This is a genomic window from Nocardia sp. NPDC051570 (genome assembly GCF_044454005.1).
Taxonomy (GTDB): Bacteria; Actinomycetota; Actinomycetes; order Mycobacteriales; family Mycobacteriaceae; genus Nocardia.
Map to the genome: position 1 here is coordinate 323,371 of NZ_JBITDI010000002.1, position 20,904 is coordinate 344,274.

The window sequence follows — 20,904 nt, forward strand, 5'->3', positions numbered from 1 at the left end:
GCCGTCCACTCGGACATAGGAATGATGAAGGACCGGCCGTGACGGGCGTCGTGCAGCCCGAAGTCGCTCTTGTCGCAGCGGCCTTGGCGACTGTCCTGCTCGCCAGTCTGTGGCTGCCCGGGCCGATCCGGGTATTCCTGATCGCGCAGTCCACGTACTGGACGCTGTCGTATGTGGCCAGGCCGGTGGTGCTGCTGTGGGTGCGGCCCGAACCCCGCTACGGCGACAATCTGCCCGATCCCCGGCTCGCCTCGATCGGTTACGACATCGGCATCGCGACCGTGCTGAAACCCATCGCGGTCGGCCTGTGGATCTACGCGGGATTGATTGTGGCGTACGCGATCTGGACGCGCTCGAGACAGGGCCGCGCCCCCGCGCCGGCGCGCACCCCGATCCCGTTCGCGCACGATCCGGCGTTCATCCGCACCCTCGTCATCCTCTACGCGCTCGGCACGCTGGGCCGCCTCGCGGCGGTCGCGACCGGAAACAACGGGCGCGCGGGGGAATTGGAGAGTCCCAACCCGATCGTCAACCTGATCACCATCCTGGCCACCATCGGCGCGATCGGGCTGATCGTCTACGTCCGCACCGATCGCACCCGCGACACGCTGCTGATCATCGGCGCCCTGACCGCGGGCGAGCTGCTGTGGACGGCCGCGGTGCAGTCCAAGACCCCGATCATGGGCGCGGCCCTGGCGATCGCGGTGCGCTGCGCCATGACCGGCTGGACCCGCGCGAATCTGGCCGCGGTGCTGGCGATCACCGCGGTCGCGGTCGGCGGCTTCGGCTGGTTGCAATCGCTCAAATCCACCGATACGGCCAAGGCCGAAGCGGCCGAGGCGGATTCGGCCTATCCGGCGATCGTCCACCCGTTCCTGAGCCTGCTGCGCCGCTTCGACGGCCTTGAGGCGGCCACCGACGCCTACTACGCCGGACCGCATTCCTGGCTCACCCCCGGCCAGGTGCTGCTGCATGCCGTGCAGAGCCTGATACCGACCCAGCTGCTGGGCGCGGAGAAGTTCCGCTCGGGTGCGGAATGGGCGATGCAGGTGCGCGGCCAATCGGTGGATATGAGCCAGGTGTCGGTGTCACTGGCCGAGGGCAATATCAACGAGGGCTACGTACTGGGCGGCTATACCGGTGTGGCGCTGGGTGTTTCGATCACCTTCGCCCTGCTGCTGGCCTGGTCACGGTCACTCTACAGTCGGCTGGTGGCGCTGCCGGTGTTCGGACTGGCGCTGATCGAGGTGCCGGTGCTGTTCGAACGCGGCATGCTCGGCACCATCGAAACGCTCGGGAAGTACCTGCAGGCCATGGTGCTGGTGTGGATCACATATCTGTTGACGGCGGAATATCGACGAGGGTCGTCGACCGGGAAAACGAGGGCGGCACAATGGGTTTGAGGGACTTATGGCGGCTGGCCAGGCGGCGCTGGCCGATCATCGCGATCATCACGGTACTGTGCCTGGCCGCCGCCTTCGGCTACGCCAAGACCCAACCGGTCACCTACACCGCCTCGAGCACCTGCTACGTCTCCATGGCCACCGGCACCTCGGTCAACGACTCCTATCAGGGCGGCCTCGCCGCCCAGCAGCGGGTGCGGTCGTATGTGGACCTGGTCACCAGCCGGACGGTGGCACAGCGCGTGAAAGACCAATTGGGACTGTCGATCTCGGCCGACGAACTGCGCGGGAAGGTCTCCGCGGCCTCCCCGCCCGCCACCACGATCATCGTCGTCTCGGTGCGCGACGACACCGCCGACAGCGCGCGGCGGCTCACCGACGAGGTGGTCTCGCAGTTCCGGCATCTGATCGACCAATTGGAGACCATCCAGGTCGACGCCGCCCCGGCCGCGCGCGTCGCGGTGGTCGACAAGGCGCAGATGCCGACGGCGCCCAGCGGACCGCAGTCCAAGCGGATCCTGATCCTGGGCCTGTTGGCCGGACTGCTGTTCGGCGGGCTCGCGGCCTTCGCTCGCGACCGCCTCGACCGGCGGCTGCGCACCTCGAGCGAGATCGAACAGGTGGTATCCGCGCCGATCCTGGGCATCGTCGACGACGGACGGCCCGGCGCGACCGGGGAACTGCGCCGGCTGCGCACCCGGCTGGCCGACGAGCACGACAGCAGCGTGCTGCTCACCGCGCTGTCGCAGCAATCGGTGCCGGATGTGGCGATCGGATTGGCCCGCGCGCTGGCCGATACCGACCATCGGGTCGTACTCATCGACGCCGATACCAGCGGCGGCGGCAGCTCCTCGCGGATGCCCGCCTCCGAGAGCGCCGGACTGGCCGAACTGCTGCGCCGGTCGACACCGCTCGACGATGCGATCGTCAAGTGGCCGGAGGTCGGCATCAGCGTGCTGCCACTGGGCGTGACCGATCTGCGCACCTCCGATCTGCTGGCCTCGGAACGATTCATCGAGATCATGTCCAAGCTGCGCGGCGAATTCGACCACATCCTGGTGGAGGCCGCCCCGGTGAGCGCGGCCGCCGACGCCGTCACGCTGACGCGCCTGTGCGACACCACGATCGGCGTCATCGAACTCGGCGCCCGCGCACCCCAGGTGCGCGGCGCGGTGGCCACCGTGGGCGCGGACCGGCTGACCGGCGTCGTGGTCTTCTCCCGCCCCGGCAAACCGGCCCGAAAGCTGCTGCCGCACCTCGTGAGACGAGGAGGATGAACCCGATGACAGGTCCCGTCGGCCGGCGGCGCATGCTGGCGGTCACCCTGGGCGCGGCGACCGCTGGATCGCTGGCCGCCTGCGCCCCCGATCCCGTCCCGCGGCTCGAATTCCGCTCCCCCCATGTGACCGATGCGCCCGCAGCACGCAACCTGCGCGATTTCGGCGCGGTCGGCGACGGTAAGGCCGACGACACCGCCGCGCTCGCCGCGGCCGTCGCGATCGGCGATCGTCCGCTGGTGCTGTATCTGCCGTCGGGCCAGTACCGGGTCACCCGACTACCCGACTTACCCGACTACGCGACGATTCTCGGCGACGGCGCCGATGTCTCGACCATCTACTACGACGGCAACGCGCCCCTGATCTCGCTGAAAGGTAAGCAGCGGGTGCGCTTCGCGCGGCTCGGGCTCTATCTCACCGGCGAGAAGGCCACGGCGGTACATCTCACCGAATGCTTCCGCTGTTCGTTCGAATCGGTCGTATTGCGCGGCAATCACCTTGCCGAGAACTTCCCCCGCTACGTCGACCAGCGCGGAGTGGTGCTCGACGGCAATACCGGCGGCACCGCGTTCATCGACTGCGATATCAACAACTTCGGCTACGGCCTGGTCACCTCGTGCATCCAGAACTACGTCACCTCCAGCAAGTTCACCAACAACCGCATCGGGGTGCTGGGCACCGGCAGCGACCACAACGCCGGCCTCGCCCTGTCCAATGTCGAATTCGTCTCCGACAACGATCCCCGGACCACCGACCGCCAGATCGTCGTCGACGGTGCGGCCAACGACTGGTGGTTCACCAACGTGTGGTTCGAAGGCGCCGACACCGCGCTGTCGATCGGTACCGAGGCCGGCGGGCCCGCACAGTTCGGGATGGTCAACTGCAAGGTGGCCGCGCGCCGAATCTGCCTGCAGCTCAACCACTGTCGCCAGCCGTATTTGGCCAATGTGCAGTTCGATCCGGACCTGGACAACCCGCCGATCGAGGTGCAGATCGACGGGCACGGCTGTCCGGAGGGCACGGCGATCAACCTGATCTCCGGATCCTTCCCCGATATCGATCCGCACGCCTTTCCCGACGGCTGGCATGTGATCGGCCGCGGACAGGTACACGGGGCCCGCTTCGCCGGGACCATGGTCGTGCAGGCCGGGGCGCCCGACACCGATATCGTTCAGGTGCAGGATCATTCGGGCACGGTGCTGTCGTCGGTGCTGCCCAGCGGCGCGTGGTTGTCGGATCGGACCGACGGCGGTGTCGTGCTGCGCGATCCGGGCGGCAGCTACTGGCGGCTGTCGGTGGGTATCGACGGTGTCGTGAAGACCGCGCCGCTGGGTAAACAGCGGCCGCGGACATGAGCCGGGTGCGGCTGGGACCCGCGCGACTGCACGGGACCGGCGTGCTGATCCGGCCGCCGCGACTGGCCGACTATCCGGCGTGGCGGCGGATTCGATTGCGCGATCGCGCGCTCATCGAACCGTTCTGGTACAGCTCGCCCTCGAACTGGGCCGACCGGCACAGCGAAACACAGTGGCTGCGTGAGTATCTCGTCGCCACCATCGAGGCATACGCGGGACACCGGGTTGCCGGGGTCATCGAGATCGACGGGCGGTTCACCGGTCAATGCGAACTGGTCGCCGTCGATAGGCGCTGCGGCACAGCGGAATTGAGTATCTGGATCGATTCCCGCCTCGCCCGGCACGGCTTCGCCGGACTGGCCGCCGGGCTGGTGCTCGATCACGGCTTCGCGACGCTGGGGCTGGAGCGCATCGTCGCGCCCATCTCCCCCGCCAATGCCGGTGCCGCGCACGGCGCGCAGCAGCTGGGCTTCGTGCGGGAGGCGTCGATGGCGCGCTACTTCGACGTCGGCGGCGCGCGCCGCGACCATGATCTCTGGGCGCTCACGCGCGCCGACGTTCCGCCGAACGGGTTCGCGGACAGGTGGATTCGCCGCCTGGGCGACCGGGCGGCCGACACCGTCGAGACGACCGGCGACGCCGATTCCGACGACAGCCGCTGGCGGCGCGCCGCGTCGATCGGACCGGTCCTCGCCCGCCTGATCGCCGGGCGGCTGCGGCGACGGATCCAGGTCCTGCGCGGCGGCCACCCGATCCGGCTGCCGGTGCCCGGTCATCCCGGCGCGGTGGTGCGCAGCCGGTGCCTGTCCGACGGAGCCGGCTGGCGCGACGCGCGGTCCGGCGACGCCGCGACGCTGGGCCACCGCGACTGGTGGCGCGAATTCGCCCGCAGCCGAGGCGGTTTGCGTTCGGCGGGCGGACTGGTCCTGGTGCTCGATATCGACGGCTATGCCGGGGAGTTCCGGCTGTTCGATCTGGATATGTTCGATCGCAATGCCCGGCTGTTCGCCTGGGCCGATCCCGCACGCGCCGACATCGGTGTCCGCACGGCGGCGACCCGAGCGGTGGTGGATCACGCCTTCCACGCCCTCGGCCTGTATCGGGTGGCGATCGACATCGACGCCACCGACACCGAATCCGCCGCGGTCGCCGCCCGCGCGGGACTGCTCGAGGAGGGAATCATGCGCAATCACGCCGGGCCCACGGGCCGCCGCGGTGACCACGCACTGTGGGCATCGACCATCGCCACCCGGCCGGGGCAGCCGTGATGCGAGAGTTCCGACGCAGCAATGCGATTCAGGCACGCCTGCACGAGCTCGTGCCCGGCGGCGCGCACACCTACGCCCGCGGCTCCGATCAGTATCCGGAGCAGATGACGCCGATCCTGGTGCGGGGCAGCGGCTCCCACGTCTGGGACTGCGATGGTAACGAATACGTCGAATACGGGATGGGCCTGCGCTCGGTGACCCTCGGCCACGGCTACGCCCCGGTGGTCGAGGCGGTCACCCGGGCGATCGCCGACGGCGTCAACTTCTCCCGCCCGACCGAACTGGAACTCGCCGCGGCCGAGGACTTCCTGAGTCTCGTACCGGGCGCGGATATGGTGAAGTTCGCCAAGAACGGCTCCGACGCCACCACCGCGGCGGTGCGGCTCGCGCGCGCGGTCACCGGCCGGGATACGGTCGCGATCTGCGCGCAGCCGTTCTTCTCGGTCGACGATTGGTTCATCGGCACCACGGCCATGAACGCCGGGATCCCCGACCGCGCGTGCACCGTCACCTTCCCCTACAACGATCTGGAAGCCCTTGCCGCCGTATTGGATTCGCGCGACGTGGCGTGCGTGGTGATGGAGGCGGCGACGGCGCTGGCCGAACCGGATCCCGGATATCTGCCGGGTGTGCGGGCACTGTGCGACCGGTTCGGCGCGCTATTGGTCTTCGACGAGATGATCACCGGATTCCGCTGGTCCGCCGGTGGTGCGCAGCGGGTGTACGGGGTCACCCCGGACCTGTCGTGCTGGGGTAAGGCGATGGGCAACGGCTTCCCGATCTCGGCGCTGGCGGGGCGGCGAGAGTTCATGGAGCTGGGCGGTTTACGCACCGACCGCGATCGCGTATTCCTGCTGTCGACCACGCACGGCCCCGAAACCGGTTCGCTGGCCGCGTTCCGGGCCGTGGTGCGGGCATACGCGCAGACCGATCCGATCGCCCGCATGGAGCATGCCGGGCGGCGACTTGCCGAGGGCGTCAACAAGATCGCGGCCGAATTCGGCATCGGCGACCATCTGCAGGTGATCGGCCGCCCGTCCTGTCTGATCTTCGTCACCCGCGACCCCGACGGCCTCCCGTCCCAGCCGTATCGCACCCTGTTCCTGCAGGAACTGCTCGAACGCGGCGTGCTGGGCCAATCCTTCGTCACCTCGGCCGCCCACACCGACGCCGATATCGACCACACCATCGAGGCCTGTCGCCCCGCCGCCGAAATCTACTGTCGCGCACTGCGATCGGGAACCGTCGAGGGCCTGCTCCGCGGCCGGCCGGTCGCTCCCGCCCTGCGCCGCCACGCCGCACCGCGCGCTATCGAACCGGGAGCCCAGTCATGACTCCGCGCATCGCGGTCGTCCACGAACGTTTCACCGAATACGGCGGCTCGGAGGCCGTGGTCGCGGAATTCCTCAAGATCTGGCCCAGCGCTCCGGTCTTCGCCCCGATCGCCACGCCCGAATGTCTGGCGGCGGTGAGCGCGGCTGCCGCCTCCGATCATCGCGTCCGAGTGGGTGACCCGGCTCGGCCCGGTGCTGCCGCCTCGGCAGCCGATTCCGTCGCCTGCGGCGGACTCGGCGGCGGATCGCCCGATCCGGCGGGCTTCTCCTTCCACACGACCTGGTTGAGCCGCGCCCACGCGCTCGGCGGCGGCCGTTCCCACGCACCGCTACTGCCGTTCGTACCGGACACACTGCGGCGGCTACCGCTCGATCCGACGGTGGATGCGGTGGTGGTCAGCCATCACGCCTTCGCCACCCAGGCAGCGCACGCGACCGAGGCGCCGGTGGTCGCCTATGTGCACAGTCCGGCTCGATGGGCCTGGGATCCGGCATTCCGGGCGCGCGAAGCGGGCGGGCGGGCCGGGCAATTCGCACTCGCGGCGCTCGGGCTGCTGGCCCGGCGATGCGAGCTGCGGGCCGCGCCGCGGCTGGCACGGGTGGTCGCGAATTCGCGGGCGGTCGCCGAGCGGATCGATGACTGGTGGGGCCTGCCCGCCACGGTCGTGCCGCCGCCGGTGCGCATCGATCGCTTCGCACCCGATCCCGCCGTCGCGCGCGAGGATTTCTTCCTGTTCGCGGGACGGCTCGTCCCTTACAAGCGCCCCGATCTGGCGATCCGGGCCGCGCGCCGGGCGGGCTGCAGGCTGGTCGTGGTCGGCGACGGCCGATTCCGCACCCAGCTCGAGGCCCTCGCGGGCACGGAGACCACCTTCCTCGGCGCGGCCCCCGACGAGGTGCTGCTCGATGCCTACCGCCGCTGCCGCGCGCTGCTGATGCCCGGCGTCGAGGACTTCGGCATCGTCCCGGTCGAGGCGATGGCCTGCGGCACACCGGTTCTCGCGGTCGGCGCGGGTGGCGCCCTGGACACCGTCCGCCCCGGCAGCACCGGCGAACTGCTCGAATTCGCCGACGACGAGACGCTCGTCACCGAATTCGCCCGCGCCATGCGCGAATTCGATCCGGCGGCCTACGATCCGGCGACCGTCCGCGCCCACGCCGAGTCCTACTCCCCCGCCGCCTTCCGCACCCGCATCGCCTCGATCGTCACCGACGTCCTGGCATGAACGCCGCCCCGAGCGGGACCCGGTGTGATCCCGCTCTGCCGACCGGTCTATCCCAAACCCTCGGCCGCGGCGATCATCACTTCCCGCGACCGCTCCGGCCGCTCCGACTGGACGGCGAGGCGATCCATCACCTCGCGATAGAGCTCGATATCCTCGCGGCGGTCCAGATACAGCGCGCTGGTCAACTGCTCGAGATAGACGACATCGGGCAGTTCCTGTTCGGCGAAGCGCAGAATCGTGAACGAACTACCCGCCGCCGCATGAGCTCCCGCGACATACGGGAGGACCTGGATGGTCACATTGCGCCGATACGACATCGCCACCAGATGTTCGATCTGCGCGCGCAGCACCTCGTTGCCGCCGATCGGCCGATGCAATACGGCCTCGTCCAGCACGGCCCACAGCGTCGGCCCGCCGCGCACATCGAGGATCTCCTGACGCTTGCGGCGCAACTCCACCCGGCGCACGGCATCTCCGGTCTCATGTCCGAGCCCGACGACCGCGCGAGCGTAGTCCTCGGTCTGCAGCAGACCCGGAACCAGTTGGCCCTCGAAGGTTCTGATGGACATCGCCGCACCCTCGAGGCCGAGATAGGTCTCGAACCAGGACGGCAGCAGATCGCTGTAGAGATGCCACCAGCCGGGTTCGTTGGCCTTGTGCACCAGCTCCAGGAACCGATCGCACTGCGTGGGCTCGGTGACCCCGTACAGGGCCAGCAGATCGCGCACGTCACGTTCCTTGAATCCCGTGCGCCCGAGCTCGAGTCGGCTGATCTTGGCATGTGAACCCCGGATATGGTCCCCCGCGGCCTCGCGCGTGACCCCGCACTCCTCACGCAACTTGCGCAGCTGACCGCCGATCGCGATCCGTAGCGCCGTCGGACCACGTTCCGCGACATGAGAATCGACGACGTCGATCCTGATCCGTTCACCGACCATGGGGCCCACTCCGACATCCGAAGGTCACCGACGGGCCACGCCGAACATGCCGCGACCCACACCGCACCGTCCCATCGTAACGCCGCATCCGCCGATTCATGGCATTCGGCGTCGAGCCACCCGAACCCGCGCCGCCGCCACCCCACCGTCAGCACCGCGATGAGCAGCTGCGAGACCGATTTGCCGGGCTTGAAGTGGTGGCAGCACAACGCAATACGGGGTGAGAGGAGCGTCCTGAGTGCGCGCACCGGTTACCTGTGAGGTCCCTTCGAGACTCGCACCGGTGTCCATGTCCTGGAGGACCCCTTACTTCCGATCGTCGGCTCGATGGGCGCGCCTCGAACCCCGCTGGAAAACGTCACCGACCGCGCGGCACGGTTCGCCGCCGACACCTCGGCACGACACCCGCTACGGGTTGTTGATCACGATGACGTTGGAGTCGGTATCGGCCACCCGGCCCAGATACAGGCGGCTGGCGATGATCTCATGGGTTCCACTCGTGCCGGGTGTCCATGTGGCGCTGATCTTCTCGGTGTCGTGCCGCCCGTCCAGGCAATCGGGGATCTCGACCTCGCCGATCTGTACCCCGGCCGTCTCGTCGCGGAAGTCGATGAATCCGTCGGTATCGGTATGCGTGCAGGTGGTGACAGCCGTGACGGTTTCCGCCTGGCCGACCACGGCCGCTCCGGAAAACGACACCTGCTCCACGCCGGACCAACCCGCGCGAGCGGGTGCGGCATTGCCCACGCCGGTGACCGCGAACGCCATGGCCGCCACCGCGGCCAGGCTCACGCCCACTCCACGCATACGACGCGTCGATTCCATGGAACCCCCTGAGGGTCGGTATCCATTTCGTCCTGTCCAAACCGTAGCAGGACAGCCCTACCGGGCACCATCGCCGTTGCCACGCAGGACGACCCATTCCTCGAGCCGCTCCAGCGGCCCGCTGGCGACGACCACACCGTCCGGGTCGGTCAGATCCCAGCCGAATGGCGGCTGCAGGCACCGATCGACCCGCCAACCGGGACCGGCCGCGTCGGCAATACCCTGCGCCCACAATCGAACAGCTTCCAGCGCAGGCAGATACGCCGGATCCGGGTCCGGTCCGCGCGCGGCACTCTCACCGCCCATGGTCTTCGTCTTCGATGCGCCGACGAATACCATCCACCGATCGATCTCACGAAATCCGTTGCGGCCACGGGGTTATCACCGCGTATACAAGCAGTGACACCGCGATCGCACCGAGGAACAGCAACAGAATGCTCATCACATATACCGCCCGCCCCGCGACTTCGTGAATGGAGCCTCCAGCTTCACAGTCAGCGCAAATGCGGACAATGGCACTTTCCGGAGAGGTACCCGAGAAGTGCCATTCATCCCATGTTCGGCGAAGGATCAGTAATCGAGTTTGATCACATCAGCCAGTTCCCGCATATCCGTGGTGAGGGTGCGTCGCTTACTGACGATCAAGCCCAAGATGTCTCGCGCATATCGTTGCTGTACAAGCCATTCCGGTGCGGTTCGCCGCACGATGCGGAATTCGTCCAGAGCCTCGCTGTAGTGGCCCATCTGTGTGTACGCGTTGGCGACATCCAGTTTGTGGCGCATACGACTGGCGCCCGCCGGTTCGATCGTCGGCGCCGGAACCCTGGATGCGATCGCGAGTGTCTTCTCCGGCTCCTGGGCAATCACATGCGATTCAGCACTGATATAGGACACCTCGAGGGGGCCGAAGGTGCGGCCGAGCAATCGGTCCACGTATACGTCGTGACCGATCCGAGCGGCTGCCGCGCGGGCCAACGACAATGCGTCTTCCACCTCGTTCGGCTGATTGTCGCGCACAGCGGCATTGGCGATCTTCAACCACAATCGTCCCCACATCCCGACCGATTGCAGGGTGGCCCGGGAAAAGCGCGGTTCGATCTCATCGGCCCATTGCACGGCCATCGTCCGGGCATCGTCCAGCCGACCTTGCCGCAGCAGCGCCCAGAGCCGAGTATCGATCGCCGTGGCGGCCTCGACATGAGACTCCGCAACATCCACCGCGCGGCCCAGGACGACGTCGGCGGCCTCGAACTGGCGAGTCTGCGCCAGCAGCGACGCCACCATGTTCAGTGTCTTGAACTTCACCCCGCGCGCATCGTCGAGACTGTCCATATCGCGAATGAGGTCGGGCAGCAACGCGGTAACTTCGCGGTATCGGTCGGCGCCGATCATCGTCTGCACCGTGTCGAGCATCGCTTGGACACCCTCGGGCGTCGCCGGTTCGTCCGGCTGGACGATGTTGCCGTACAGCGCCCGCATCACCGGCTGCCACTGCATCTCCGTATCGGTATCGGGCACCTCGTAGTCCGGCATCGCCTGCAGCGCGGACGTGCGGAGATTCATCGCTACGGCGAACGCCCGCAACGTCTCCAGCCGGGGTTCGTAGTCCCCCTGCTCGATCTTGCGCAGTTGCGACAGCGAGACGCCCGCAGCGGCGGCAAGCTCTCGCTGCGTCATACCCGCTCGCTTCCGGGCGTTCTTCACCCGTTCGCCTACCACACTCATATACCCACGCTACGACCGGTCGCGCTGTTCCTATAGGGGTTCCGCGATGCGCACTCGTTGCGGTGAGACTTAACGACAGCTATCCACCGAACACGTCCAGCAACCGATCCAACATCCACATAACACCAGCTCTCCCGAGCCCCGATCGATACACACGGACGGCCAGCTTTCGTCCGAAAGTTTGATTCTGCGGGCCGAACGGGCCGGTATCGTCGGTACTGTAGTTAGGGTACCCATACCGGTGCCCTCGGGAGTCTGACGAGGAAGTTGAGATGCCGGATACCACTAGTCCGTCGGAGGCCGCACCGTTCTCCGCGCAGATCCGCACCGCGACCGAGCGGCAGCATGCGGAGGCGGAGAATTCCACGTTCATGAGCGATATGCTCGGCGGGGCGCTGGGGGTCGAGGCGTTCTATCGGTACACCGGGCAGTTGTGGCATGTGTACCGCGCGCTCGAATCGCAGTGGGACGAGCTGGCCGGGGATCCGGTCGCGGGGCCGTTCGTGCGGCCCGAACTCGCCCGGCTCGCACATCTCGAAGAGGATCTGGCGCACCTCGGCGGAGCGAACTGGCGCGATGATGTCGATCCGCTCCCGTCGACCGTCGCCTACGCCGCCCGCGTCGAGGAGTGCGCACGGGACTGGCCCGCGGGATACGTCGCCCATCACTACACCCGCTATCTCGGCGATCTGTCCGGCGGCCAGATCATCCGCGGCACCGCGGAGAAGCTGTGGCAACTGCCCAAACGCGGCGACGGCGTGCGCTTCTACGTCTTCGATCAGATCCCCAATCCGGCCGCCTTCAAGCGCGAATACCGGACCATGCTCGATCAGCTCGCCGTCGACGATCTCGAGAAGCAGCGCGTGCTCGGCGAATGCCGCCGCGCATTCGATCTCAACACCGAACTGTTCCGCGAACTCGGCGCGGAATTCCCGGTGCGGCAGCGCGGGTAAACCCCAACTGGACGACCGACCGGATGGTTGCTAGACAGTTACCAACTGCATCCGACGGTTACATCAAACCCGTTGTTACACAGAATATTCGGCGCTCCCACGTGGTGACACGTCCCACACCACGAGGGAGCGCCGTCTTGTTGCGCGCCCATATCGACCGCCGCTAAAGTTACTCATCAGTTAGGCACGAAGGTGTTCCTACCTCGGCCCGACTTCTGTTACGGGCCGATTCATCCACGTCCGCATCCACCGACGCATGTCGGACGAGCAATGTTGCGCTTCAGCTCGAAATGCTTTGTGCGACAACAGGGTTCGAATGCAGGAGGGGCGATGGCTACCTATATCGTCACGGGCGGTACCGGATTTCTCGGACGCCGCGTGGTCCAACGGCTGGTGGCACGCGACCACGACGCGGTGGTGCACGTGCTGGTGCGTGAGGCGTCCGCGGCCAAGCTCGCCGAGCTCGCCGCGAGCTGGGGCGCGGCCGATCGAGTGTTCCCGCTCATCGGCGATCTGACCGTGGAACACCTTGGGCTGCAGGATGATTCGCCGCAGGCCGATCATGTGGTGCATCTGGGCGCGGTCTACGACATGACCGCCGACGAGCAGACGTCTTATGCCGCCAACGTGAACGGCACCCGCGCGGTGATCGCACTCGCCGTCGCGCTCGGGGCCGTGCTGCACCATGTGTCGTCGGTGGCCGTGGCCGGTGATCACCGCGGCAAGTTCTTCGAGGACGACTTCGATCTCGGCCAGAACCTCACCTCCCCCTATCACCGCACGAAGTTCGCGGCCGAGAAGTTGGTGCGCGAGGCCGAGGGGCTGCGGTGGCGGGTGTATCGACCGGCGATCATTGTCGGCGATTCGGGTACCGGCGAGATGGACAAGATCGACGGGCCCTACTACTTCTTCCCGGCCATCGCACGGCTGGCGGCGCTGCCGGATCTGCCGCTGCCACTGCCGGATCTGGGCGCCACCAATATCGTCCCGGTCGACTACGTCGCCGAGGCCATGGTGGAGCTCGTGCGACGGCCGGGCCTGAACCGGCGCACATTCCACCTGGTCAATCCGGAGCCGCAGCCGTTCGGCGAGATCTACGCCGCGATCGCCCGCGCGGCAGGGGCGCCCACCGGCATCGGCACGGTGCCCGGCAGCCATGCCGCCCTCGCCGCGCTCGGGCAGCTGCCCGGTGTGCCGCAGGTGCGCGATTTCCTGTTGCAGCAGTTCGGGATTCCGGCCGAGGTCGCCGCGCATGCGTCGTTCTCCTCGGAGTTCGTCTCCGATTCCACGCGTTCCGCGCTGCGCGGCAGCGATCTGACCGTGCCGCCGTTCGAGAGCTACGCCGACAAGCTGTGGGAGTTCTGGAGCGCGCATCTGGATCCGGATCGAGCCCGCCGCGGCACCGCCAAGGATCCGCTGCGCGGCCGGATCGTGCTCATCACCGGCGCCTCCTCGGGCATCGGACTGGCCACCGCGCATGCGGTCGCCACGCGCGGCGCGACCGTGCTGATGGTGGCGCGCGGCCTCGACGAACTGGAGGCCGCCGCGGCCGCGGTGCGCGCCGAAGGCGGTGCGGCCCAGGCGTATCAGTGCGATATCACCGATGAGAAGGCGGTGCAGCTGCTGGTCAAACAGGTGCTCGCCGATCACGGTCACGTCGATTACGCGGTCAACAACGCCGGCCGCTCGATCCGCCGCTCGGTGCTCAACTCCACCGACCGGATGCACGATTTCGAGCGGACGATGGCGGTCAACTACTTCGGCGCGGTGCGGCTGATCCTGGCCCTGCTGCCGTCGATGCGTGAACGCCGCTTCGGGCATTTCGTGAACATCTCCTCGATCGCGGTGCAGACCAAGGTGCCGCGGTTCGCGGCCTACGTGGCGAGCAAGTCGGCGCTGGACACGTTCAGCGAGATCGCCGCGGTCGAAAACGCCGATGCCGGAATCACCTTCACCTCGGTGCGGATGCCGCTGGTCCGCACTCCGATGATCGCCCCGACCGAGATGTATCGCTCCATCCCGGTGCACACCCCCGAGCAGGCGGCCGAGATCGTGGTGCGTGCCCTCGAGGAGCGCCCCACCCGAATCGACACTCCCATCGGCACATTCGCCCAGGTGGTCGATACGGTGCTGCCCTCGCTGAAGAAGGCGATCCTGCATCAGGGCTACCGTCGCACCGGCGAATCCACGGCGGCCCAAGGCAAACCTGAGTCCGGCACACCCGCGACCGAGCGCCCGTCCCGCAGCCCGCTGCTGGCCCTGGCCCCGATCGTCCAGCCGCTGATGGGCCTGCCCGGCCCGGCCGCGCGCCTCGCCAACCGAATTCCGGGCCTGCACTGGTGAATTCGAGCCCGCGAGAGCGGTAGCGTTCGGCACCCGCCGCAATCTTGCACACACTGCCGGATTGCGGCGGGCGAAACGCAGGCGTCGCTCGCGGAGGGCGGGGCGAATACCCAGCAGATCGTCGCCATCGCCCCGACCGATGGACGACCGGGACTGATCATCCTGCTACACGCCATTTATCAACCCGGCCCCCGGACCGCCACCTGCGCCGCCGCGCGAGCACGGCTATCGGTCCGTCACGATCTTGCAGTTGATGCGGGACCGAAATGTCGGAATTCACCGTGCCGCCGTGCGCACGCAAACCCGATCTGCCAGAGTCGTCGCCATGCGCCCTCGCCTACGTGTTCTCGGGATCTGTGCGACGCTGTCGATCCTGTCGGTGGTCACCGGCTGCGGCGGCGGCTCGGACAAACCCGCCGCCTCGCCGACGCCCAGCCCTACCGCGGTGGTCGGCACCGATAATCTGCCCGCACCGCAACCGGGCGAGGTGCATCTGTTCGGCCTCAACGACCTGCACGGCAACCTGCAACCGCCCACCGGCGGCAACGGCAAGATCGGCGCCTCCACCGCGGGCGGCGCGGCCTATCTGGCCGCCCACCTCGCCCGGCTCAAGGCCCGCTACCCCGACAGCGCGATCGTCTCGGCCGGGGACAATGTGAGCGCGAGCCCGCTGGTGTCGGCGCTGTTCCACGACGAGCCCACCGTCGACTACCTCAACGCCATCGGCGTGGCCGCCTCCTCGGTCGGCAACCACGAATTCGACCACGGCGTCCGGGAATTGGCGCGCCTGCAGACCGGCGGCTGCGCCCCCGACGGCTGTTCGCCCGGCGAGCCGTTCACCGGCGCGAAGTTCCCCTATCTCGCGGCCAATGTCACCGACGGCAACGGACAGCTGCCGCCCACGCTGCGGCCCTGGACCATACTCGAGGTCGGTGGTCACAAGATCGGCGTGGTCGGCGTCGTCACGCCCACGACCGCGAATATCGTATTGCCCGAGGGTATTCGGGGCTATTCCTTCGGCGACGAGGTCGACGCGATCAACAAGTCTGTGCCCGAGCTGAAGTCGGCGGGCGCGGAAACCGTTGTCGCCCTGCTGCACGACGGCGGCGCGCAGCAGGCCCAGGGACCGGTCGACTACAACGGCTGCGCCAACATCTCCCCCGCCGTCACCGATCTGGCCAAGCGCACCGATCCCGCGGTCCGCGTCCTGGTCACCGGCCACACCCATCAGGCCTACAACTGCACCCTCGGCGATAAGGTCGTCACCCAGGCCGCTTCCTACGGCCGCCTGATCAGCGATATCACCCTGCGCTTCCACGACGGCACGGTCGATGCCAAGGCTGTCAACCGCGTCGTGACCCGCGATATCGCCCCGGATCCGAACGCCGCCAAGCTGGTCGACTTCTTCACCGCCCAGGCCGAACCGCTCGGCAAACGCGTCCTGGGCACCGCCACCGCACCGCTGCCCAATAAGCCGCTGCCGGGCGGGGATTCGCCGCTCGGAGACGTCATCGCCGATTCGATGCTGGCGGGGCTCGCACCCGATGCGGTCGCGGCGTTCATGAATCCCGGTGGCGTGCGGGCGGATCTGGCCGGCGGCCCGATCACCTATGAGCAGGCCTATACCGTGCAACCGTTCGGCAATCAGGTGGTCGGCGTGCGCCTGACCGGACAGCAGATCCTGAATCTACTGGAACAGCAATGGGATAACCCCAACAAGACCAGCGTGCTGTCGGTGGCGGGGCTGACCTACGCCTACAGCGATGCCGCGCCCAAGGGCCACAAGGTGCTCGCCGATACCGTCCGCATCGGCGGGCAGCCGCTCAATCCCGTTGCCGTGTACACGGTATCGACCAACAACTTCCTGGCCTCCGGCGGCGACGGCTTCACCGTCTTCACCCAGGGCACCCCGGCACGGGTCGGCCCGACGGATCTCGACGCCCTCGAGTCGTATCTGAAGGCGCACGGGGCGGTCGAGCCTCCGTCGGGCCGGGTCGAACGCCGCTAGAGGCGGTCGGCGGCGAGGTTCGCCGCGGCGACGAAATCGCCGCCGTAGGCGACGTGCGCGGCCGGGTTCAGCCCGCCCGCGCACACGGGATCGCCGGTGGTGCAATAGTTTCCGGATCGCCACAGATAGGCGTCGGGCAGATTCCAGCCGATCAGCCGCATCGGATCACCGAACAGCAGCACCACCGCCACCCGCGCACCCAGATCGCCGTCCATCCGGACCGCGCCCGGCACATCGGCGGTGACACCGGTGCCCAGGGCCGTATGCACGACCGCGGCGCCCTGCGAATAGCCGACCAGGACGAACCGCTGATCCGGGCAGGCCGCGGCCTGCCGGGCCAGATGCGCGACGAGATCCGCGCTGCCGTCACCGATCGAATCGGCGTCGGTCAGATCGGCCGGATAGTTCACCCGATACGCGCTGGTACTCATCGGCAGCCGGTCCTGCAGCACCCCGTAGAGGGGATCGCCCACCTCACTGCCGAGATATCCCGGCTCCCCAGTTCCCCTGGCCACCACCACATCTACCGCCGCACAGCCTTGTGCGCGGGCCGGTGGGGCCGGATACACCATGCCCACCATCAGTAGTGCGGCAGCGAATACCCAAGCTGTACGCCATTTTCCAGGCAGCAGCACCTTCCGGTCGCCCATTGCTCTCACCTTCTCACGCCGTTGTGAGCAGGCCCGGTCTTTGACTGTTGTCAAAGTCTATTGTCAAGGCCTGATGTGTCCCAAGGTAAGGGGGAAGCAAGGGAACGGCAACGTGATCTGCCGGAGGGATACCCAACCGTCGCACAACCGTATCCGGGCGAAAGTAACGTTCCACCAGCGATTTCGAATCGGTGAACCGGGCGGTCTGTGACAGATCTCCCGAACGTTCGACCCTGACGCTAGAACAGGTTCTCATAGTCTGTAGGCATGGAACGCATGACCGGGCTGGACGCCAGCTTTCTGTATTTGGAGACCGACACTCAACTTCTGCACGTCTGCGCGCTGATCGTGGTCGACCCCGCCGCGGACGGTATCGACTACGAATTCGCCGCGCTGAAGGCCGAACTCGGCCGCCGCCTGCATCTGGTGCCGTCGATGCGCCGGCACATCCACCGCGTGCCGTTCGATCTCGATCACCCGATCTGGGTCGAGGACGCGCATTTCGATCTGGATTATCACGTGCGGCGCATCGGGATTCCCACGCCGGGCGGACGACGCGAACTGGCGGAGCTGGTCGCCGATATCGCCGGACGCCCGCTCGATCGCGACCGGCCGCTGTGGCAGCTGTGGGCGGTCGAGGGCCTCGAGGGCGGCAAGGTCGCGGTGATCTCGAAGTATCACCACGCGGCCGTGGACGGTATCACCGGTACGCACATCATGATGCATCTGTGCGATCTCGAACCGGGCGTGCGCTATCCGGAGTCCGAGGACATCCGCACGGTCGAATCCGAGCCCAACGACGTGCTGTTGGCGGCCGAGGGGCTGCTGCGGTTCCCGGCCAAGCTGGGTGCGTTCGGCATGCTGCCCAAAACCCTCGGCATGGTGGGCGGTTTCGCGAATCGTCGACGACAGGACAAGAAGGGCATGGCGACTCCGTTCACCGCGCCGCGCACGCCGTTCAACGGCACCATCAGCCCGCATCGCTCGATCTCGTTCACCAAGGCGAGCCTCGGCGATATCAAGGAGATCAAGGCCGCGTTCGGAGTGAAGGTGAACGATGTGGTGCTGACCGTGGTCGGCGGCGCGCTGCGCGAATATCTCGATGCCCGAGGCGAATTGCCCGACAGTTCGCTGTTCGCGTCGGTGCCGGTGTCCACCCATGCCACCTCCCGGCACCGCCACGGCGTCAACAAGGTGTCGACGCTGTTCTGCCGGCTCTACACCGATGTCGCCGATCCGGTCGAGCGGCTGCGGCTGGTCGCCGAGGCCAATCGCGGCGCGAAGGAGGAGCACGACCTGATCGGCGCGGACTTCCTGCAGGATTGGGCGAAGTACGCCCCGCCCACCACCTTTCAGCTGGCCGCGCGGATGTACTCGTCGTTCAAACTGGCCGAGCGGCATCCGGTCGTGCACAATCTGGTGATCTCGAATGTGCCCGGCCCACAGGCGCCGATGTACTTCCTCGGCTACCGGATCGATGCGATGTATCCGTTCGGCCCGGTATTCCACGGCGCGGGCCTCAATGTCACCGTGCTGTCGATGGGCGGGAGCCTTGATCTGGGCTTCATCGCCTGCCGGGAGCTGGTGCCCGATCTCGACACGATGGCCGATGCCGTGCACGAATCGATCGCCGAATTGCTGAAGGCGGCCCGCGACCAGGGCTGACGGCTCACAGCCGCGCGATCACCGCCGCGCAGGCCTCGAGGAGCACAGGGACAAAGGCGTCCGCCTCGAGTACGCACGCCGCATGTCCGGCGCGCGCCAGGAAGATCTCCGCCCCCTCGATCCGCATTGCCATCTCCAGCTGCCGGTACACCGGCAAGGCCCGATCATGCGTCGTGATCACCACCGACACCGGAAGTTTCACCTCCGCCAGCCACGGCGAGGAATCGAAGGTCCCGAGCGCCGCGATGGCCTGTGCCATCGCCCATCCGTTGGCCGTGCGCAACTCCCCCCATGCCCAGCGATTCATGCGCCCCGGATTCCAGGACACCTGCGGCAGATCCGGCAACCGCCGCTGTGCCCGCGCGACCTTGCGCGTCACCAATTCGGTTGTGGTCGTGGCGAAGCCGCTCATCGTGCGATGGAACGCCCGCTCGCGCCATGTCTCCTGGAAGCGATAGGTCGTGGCGCACAACACCAGTCCGCCGATCCGCCCCGGATGCCGGTGCGCGGCAAGCTGTCCGACGATCCCGCCCATCGAATAGCCGACCAGCACCGGCTTTTCGATGCCGAGCAGATCCGCGACCGCGACCGCGTCATCGGCCAGATCCGCCAGCACGAACCGCTCCGACCGGATCCCGTGCCCATGCCAGCGCTGGTCGTACAGCACCACCCGATACTGCCGCGACAACTCCTCGAGAGCCGGAAACCAGTTGAGCATCGCGGTGGTCACCAACCCGTGCAACAACACCACCGTGGGCGCACCCACCGGTCCCGGAATATCGACCAGATAGGTCCGCCCCCGACCCGGCAACTCCACCACCGCACCCGACGGCACCCCACTCAACCGCGAAACCCGTTCCCCGAAGCGCCGATCCACCGACAACCTCCCAAGCACGACGCCCGCCTCAGCGAGCTAGAACGCGTTGCAATTCATGATGCCACAGCCCCTCTCGCCGACGTCGCTCACCTCGATTGTCGGCTGGCTCACTGGACATCACACCCAGATGGTCGCCAGCTCGACGGTCACCGCTGCCGCGAGAAGGAGTGCGAGGTTGAGGGCGACGCTGCGATCTTCGCCGGTCAGGTGGACCGGGATCGCGCCGATCTGCAGGAGGACGAAGCCGATGGCCGCGGCCAGGGCGAGCCAGGGCGCGAGGCCGGTCAGTGGCGGAAGGATCAGCCCGAGCGCGCCGAGTAGTTCGAGCATGCCGAGGGTTCGGACGGCGGGTAGTGGGATGCGGTCCACCCAGGCCATCATGGGCCGGAGTCGATCTCGGCTTCGGAGGACCTTCATGCCGCCCGCGTACAGATAGAACAGAGCGAGCAGGGCGGCAGCGATCCAGAATGCGATGTTCACGATTGCCTTCCAGCGGTGACATCCGCGGGCCGAGGCGAGAGGCGCTCGGCCCGCTGGAGTTTCAGGCGAAGTCGGTGGCGGGCTCGGTGGCGTAGCGGCTCATCACGTCGATATTCACCCGTGGTGTCATTTCCTGGCCGCTGGCGATCGTGTCCCGCAGATCGCGGAAGTACTGCACATACAGGTCGGGTGTGAAGGTGCTGAGCATGACGGCCGGTTGGCCGGTCACATTGGCGAAGGTGTGCGGGACGCCCGGTGGGACCATCACCAATGTGACCGCTGTCGCGTCGTAGTCGGTATCCCCGACGGTGAATCGCACTGTGCCGGAGATGATGTAGAACCCTTCGTCGTGCAGGGCATGCCGGTGCTGCGTCGGTCCCGGAGTGTAGGGAGCCAGCACGGATTCGGCGATTCCGAGACGGTGTCCGGTGGTGCTGCCGTCCTCGAGTACGCGCATTCGGGTGGTGCCCAGCATGATCGTCTCGCCCTCGCGGGGGCCCACCACAGAAACGGTTGCGCCGGAGTTGTTTTCGTCGTCCCTTGTGTCGTCGGTCATGGTTCGATTGCACCGCCGAGA

Annotated in this window: 18 protein-coding genes; 10 read left to right on the forward strand and 8 right to left on the reverse strand. The window is 67.5% G+C overall.

Annotation, left to right across the window (positions count from 1 at the left end; translation table 11 throughout):
• Positions 1–38 precede the first annotated feature (38 nt).
• Genes ACIA76_RS05130 through ACIA76_RS05155 form a run of 6 tightly spaced genes read left to right on the forward strand, consistent with a single transcriptional unit; the run spans position 39 to position 7,863 of the window.
• Positions 39–1,403 carry a hypothetical protein gene (locus ACIA76_RS05130; RefSeq protein WP_397148632.1) on the forward strand — a complete coding sequence of 455 codons (1,365 nt, stop codon included), beginning with the start codon at positions 39–41 and terminating at the stop codon, positions 1,401–1,403.
• Positions 1,394–2,680 (forward strand): Wzz/FepE/Etk N-terminal domain-containing protein, encoded by a 1,287-nt coding sequence (locus tag ACIA76_RS05135; RefSeq protein ID WP_397148634.1) that lies wholly within the window; start codon positions 1,394–1,396, stop codon positions 2,678–2,680. The genes ACIA76_RS05130 and ACIA76_RS05135 overlap by 10 nt, the downstream gene beginning before the upstream one ends.
• A gap of 5 nt (positions 2,681–2,685) precedes the next feature.
• Positions 2,686–4,035, forward strand: a complete 1,350-nt coding sequence (locus ACIA76_RS05140) for a glycosyl hydrolase family 28-related protein (protein ID WP_397148636.1) — start codon at positions 2,686–2,688, stop codon at positions 4,033–4,035.
• A complete protein-coding gene (locus tag ACIA76_RS05145; protein ID WP_397148638.1) occupies positions 4,032–5,303 on the forward strand; it encodes a GNAT family N-acetyltransferase in 1,272 nt (423 codons plus the stop codon). The genes ACIA76_RS05140 and ACIA76_RS05145 overlap by 4 nt, the downstream gene beginning before the upstream one ends.
• The gene (locus ACIA76_RS05150) at positions 5,303–6,637 is read left to right on the forward strand and encodes a glutamate-1-semialdehyde 2,1-aminomutase (RefSeq protein ID WP_397148641.1); all 1,335 of its coding nucleotides are present in this window, start codon (positions 5,303–5,305) and stop codon (positions 6,635–6,637) included. The genes ACIA76_RS05145 and ACIA76_RS05150 overlap by 1 nt, the downstream gene beginning before the upstream one ends.
• Entirely contained in the window at positions 6,634–7,863 is a 1,230-nt protein-coding gene (locus ACIA76_RS05155; protein WP_397148644.1) for a glycosyltransferase, read from the forward strand. Before ACIA76_RS05150 ends, ACIA76_RS05155 begins: the two co-directional genes overlap by 4 nt.
• A gap of 47 nt (positions 7,864–7,910) precedes the next feature.
• Here the strand turns inward: ACIA76_RS05155 and ACIA76_RS05160 are convergent, their stop codons facing one another.
• The 4 genes from ACIA76_RS05160 to ACIA76_RS05175 all read right to left on the reverse strand — a co-directional run bounded on the left by ACIA76_RS05160 (position 7,911) and on the right by ACIA76_RS05175 (position 11,351).
• Positions 7,911–8,801: a helix-turn-helix domain-containing protein gene (locus tag ACIA76_RS05160; RefSeq protein ID WP_397148646.1), complete on the reverse strand. Its 891-nt coding sequence runs from the start codon at positions 8,799–8,801 to the stop codon at positions 7,911–7,913.
• Between the two features lie 408 nt (positions 8,802–9,209).
• On the reverse strand, positions 9,210–9,626 hold the full coding sequence (locus ACIA76_RS05165) for a hypothetical protein (protein WP_397148648.1): 417 nt from the start codon (positions 9,624–9,626) through the stop codon (positions 9,210–9,212).
• Positions 9,627–9,683: 57 nt separating this feature from the next.
• Positions 9,684–9,965, reverse strand: coding sequence for a hypothetical protein (locus tag ACIA76_RS05170; protein WP_397148651.1), 282 nt, complete (start codon positions 9,963–9,965; stop codon positions 9,684–9,686).
• Positions 9,966–10,196: 231 nt separating this feature from the next.
• Positions 10,197–11,351: a helix-turn-helix domain-containing protein gene (locus ACIA76_RS05175; protein WP_397148653.1), complete on the reverse strand. Its 1,155-nt coding sequence runs from the start codon at positions 11,349–11,351 to the stop codon at positions 10,197–10,199.
• A gap of 272 nt (positions 11,352–11,623) precedes the next feature.
• On the opposite strand from ACIA76_RS05175, the gene ACIA76_RS05180 reads away from it, so the two are divergent.
• The 3 genes from ACIA76_RS05180 to ACIA76_RS05190 all read left to right on the forward strand — a co-directional run bounded on the left by ACIA76_RS05180 (position 11,624) and on the right by ACIA76_RS05190 (position 16,655).
• Complete coding sequence (locus ACIA76_RS05180; RefSeq protein ID WP_397148655.1) at positions 11,624–12,304, forward strand: heme oxygenase (biliverdin-producing); 681 nt, start codon at positions 11,624–11,626, stop codon at positions 12,302–12,304.
• Between the two features lie 330 nt (positions 12,305–12,634).
• Positions 12,635–14,647, forward strand: a complete 2,013-nt coding sequence (locus ACIA76_RS05185; protein WP_397148657.1) for an SDR family oxidoreductase — start codon at positions 12,635–12,637, stop codon at positions 14,645–14,647.
• Between the two features lie 325 nt (positions 14,648–14,972).
• Entirely contained in the window at positions 14,973–16,655 is a 1,683-nt protein-coding gene (locus ACIA76_RS05190) for a bifunctional metallophosphatase/5'-nucleotidase (RefSeq protein ID WP_397148659.1), read from the forward strand.
• Here ACIA76_RS05190 and ACIA76_RS05195 read toward each other — a convergent pair.
• On the reverse strand, positions 16,652–17,305 hold the full coding sequence (locus tag ACIA76_RS05195) for a cutinase family protein (RefSeq protein ID WP_397148661.1): 654 nt from the start codon (positions 17,303–17,305) through the stop codon (positions 16,652–16,654). The two genes, ACIA76_RS05190 and ACIA76_RS05195, sit on opposite strands and share 4 nt — an antisense overlap.
• Positions 17,306–17,572: 267 nt before the next feature.
• On the opposite strand from ACIA76_RS05195, the gene ACIA76_RS05200 reads away from it, so the two are divergent.
• A complete protein-coding gene (locus ACIA76_RS05200) occupies positions 17,573–18,970 on the forward strand; it encodes a wax ester/triacylglycerol synthase family O-acyltransferase (RefSeq protein ID WP_397148663.1) in 1,398 nt (465 codons plus the stop codon).
• Positions 18,971–18,974: 4 nt separating this feature from the next.
• On the opposite strand, the gene ACIA76_RS05205 is transcribed toward ACIA76_RS05200, so the two are convergent.
• The 3 genes from ACIA76_RS05205 to ACIA76_RS05215 all read right to left on the reverse strand — a co-directional run bounded on the left by ACIA76_RS05205 (position 18,975) and on the right by ACIA76_RS05215 (position 20,883).
• The gene (locus ACIA76_RS05205) at positions 18,975–19,865 is read right to left on the reverse strand and encodes an alpha/beta fold hydrolase (RefSeq protein WP_397148665.1); all 891 of its coding nucleotides are present in this window, start codon (positions 19,863–19,865) and stop codon (positions 18,975–18,977) included.
• A 99-nt stretch (positions 19,866–19,964) separates the two neighbouring features.
• A complete protein-coding gene (locus ACIA76_RS05210) occupies positions 19,965–20,327 on the reverse strand; it encodes a DoxX family protein (RefSeq protein ID WP_397148667.1) in 363 nt (120 codons plus the stop codon).
• 61 nt (positions 20,328–20,388) lie between these two features.
• Positions 20,389–20,883, reverse strand: a complete 495-nt coding sequence (locus ACIA76_RS05215) for a cupin domain-containing protein (protein ID WP_397148669.1) — start codon at positions 20,881–20,883, stop codon at positions 20,389–20,391.
• Between the last annotated feature and the right edge of the window lie 21 nt (positions 20,884–20,904).

Bases quoted from the DNA above. Each gene is read 5' to 3' on its own strand.
- ACIA76_RS05145 (WP_397148638.1), top strand. From the start codon at position 4,032: ATGAGCCGGGTGCGGCTGGGACCCGCGCGACTGCACGGGACCGGCGTG.
- ACIA76_RS05175 (WP_397148653.1), bottom strand. From the start codon at position 11,351: ATGAGTGTGGTAGGCGAACGGGTGAAGAACGCCCGGAAGCGAGCGGGT.
- ACIA76_RS05165 (WP_397148648.1), bottom strand. From the start codon at position 9,626: ATGGAATCGACGCGTCGTATGCGTGGAGTGGGCGTGAGCCTGGCCGCG.
- ACIA76_RS05150 (WP_397148641.1), top strand. From the start codon at position 5,303: ATGCGAGAGTTCCGACGCAGCAATGCGATTCAGGCACGCCTGCACGAG.
- ACIA76_RS05195 (WP_397148661.1), bottom strand. From the start codon at position 17,305: ATGGGCGACCGGAAGGTGCTGCTGCCTGGAAAATGGCGTACAGCTTGG.
- ACIA76_RS05170 (WP_397148651.1), bottom strand. From the start codon at position 9,965: ATGGTATTCGTCGGCGCATCGAAGACGAAGACCATGGGCGGTGAGAGT.
- ACIA76_RS05180 (WP_397148655.1), top strand. From the start codon at position 11,624: ATGCCGGATACCACTAGTCCGTCGGAGGCCGCACCGTTCTCCGCGCAG.
- ACIA76_RS05190 (WP_397148659.1), top strand. From the start codon at position 14,973: ATGCGCCCTCGCCTACGTGTTCTCGGGATCTGTGCGACGCTGTCGATC.
- ACIA76_RS05135 (WP_397148634.1), top strand. From the start codon at position 1,394: ATGGGTTTGAGGGACTTATGGCGGCTGGCCAGGCGGCGCTGGCCGATC.
- ACIA76_RS05185 (WP_397148657.1), top strand. From the start codon at position 12,635: ATGGCTACCTATATCGTCACGGGCGGTACCGGATTTCTCGGACGCCGC.
- ACIA76_RS05155 (WP_397148644.1), top strand. From the start codon at position 6,634: ATGACTCCGCGCATCGCGGTCGTCCACGAACGTTTCACCGAATACGGC.
- ACIA76_RS05215 (WP_397148669.1), bottom strand. From the start codon at position 20,883: ATGACCGACGACACAAGGGACGACGAAAACAACTCCGGCGCAACCGTT.
- ACIA76_RS05200 (WP_397148663.1), top strand. From the start codon at position 17,573: ATGGAACGCATGACCGGGCTGGACGCCAGCTTTCTGTATTTGGAGACC.
- ACIA76_RS05140 (WP_397148636.1), top strand. From the start codon at position 2,686: ATGACAGGTCCCGTCGGCCGGCGGCGCATGCTGGCGGTCACCCTGGGC.
- ACIA76_RS05160 (WP_397148646.1), bottom strand. From the start codon at position 8,801: ATGGTCGGTGAACGGATCAGGATCGACGTCGTCGATTCTCATGTCGCG.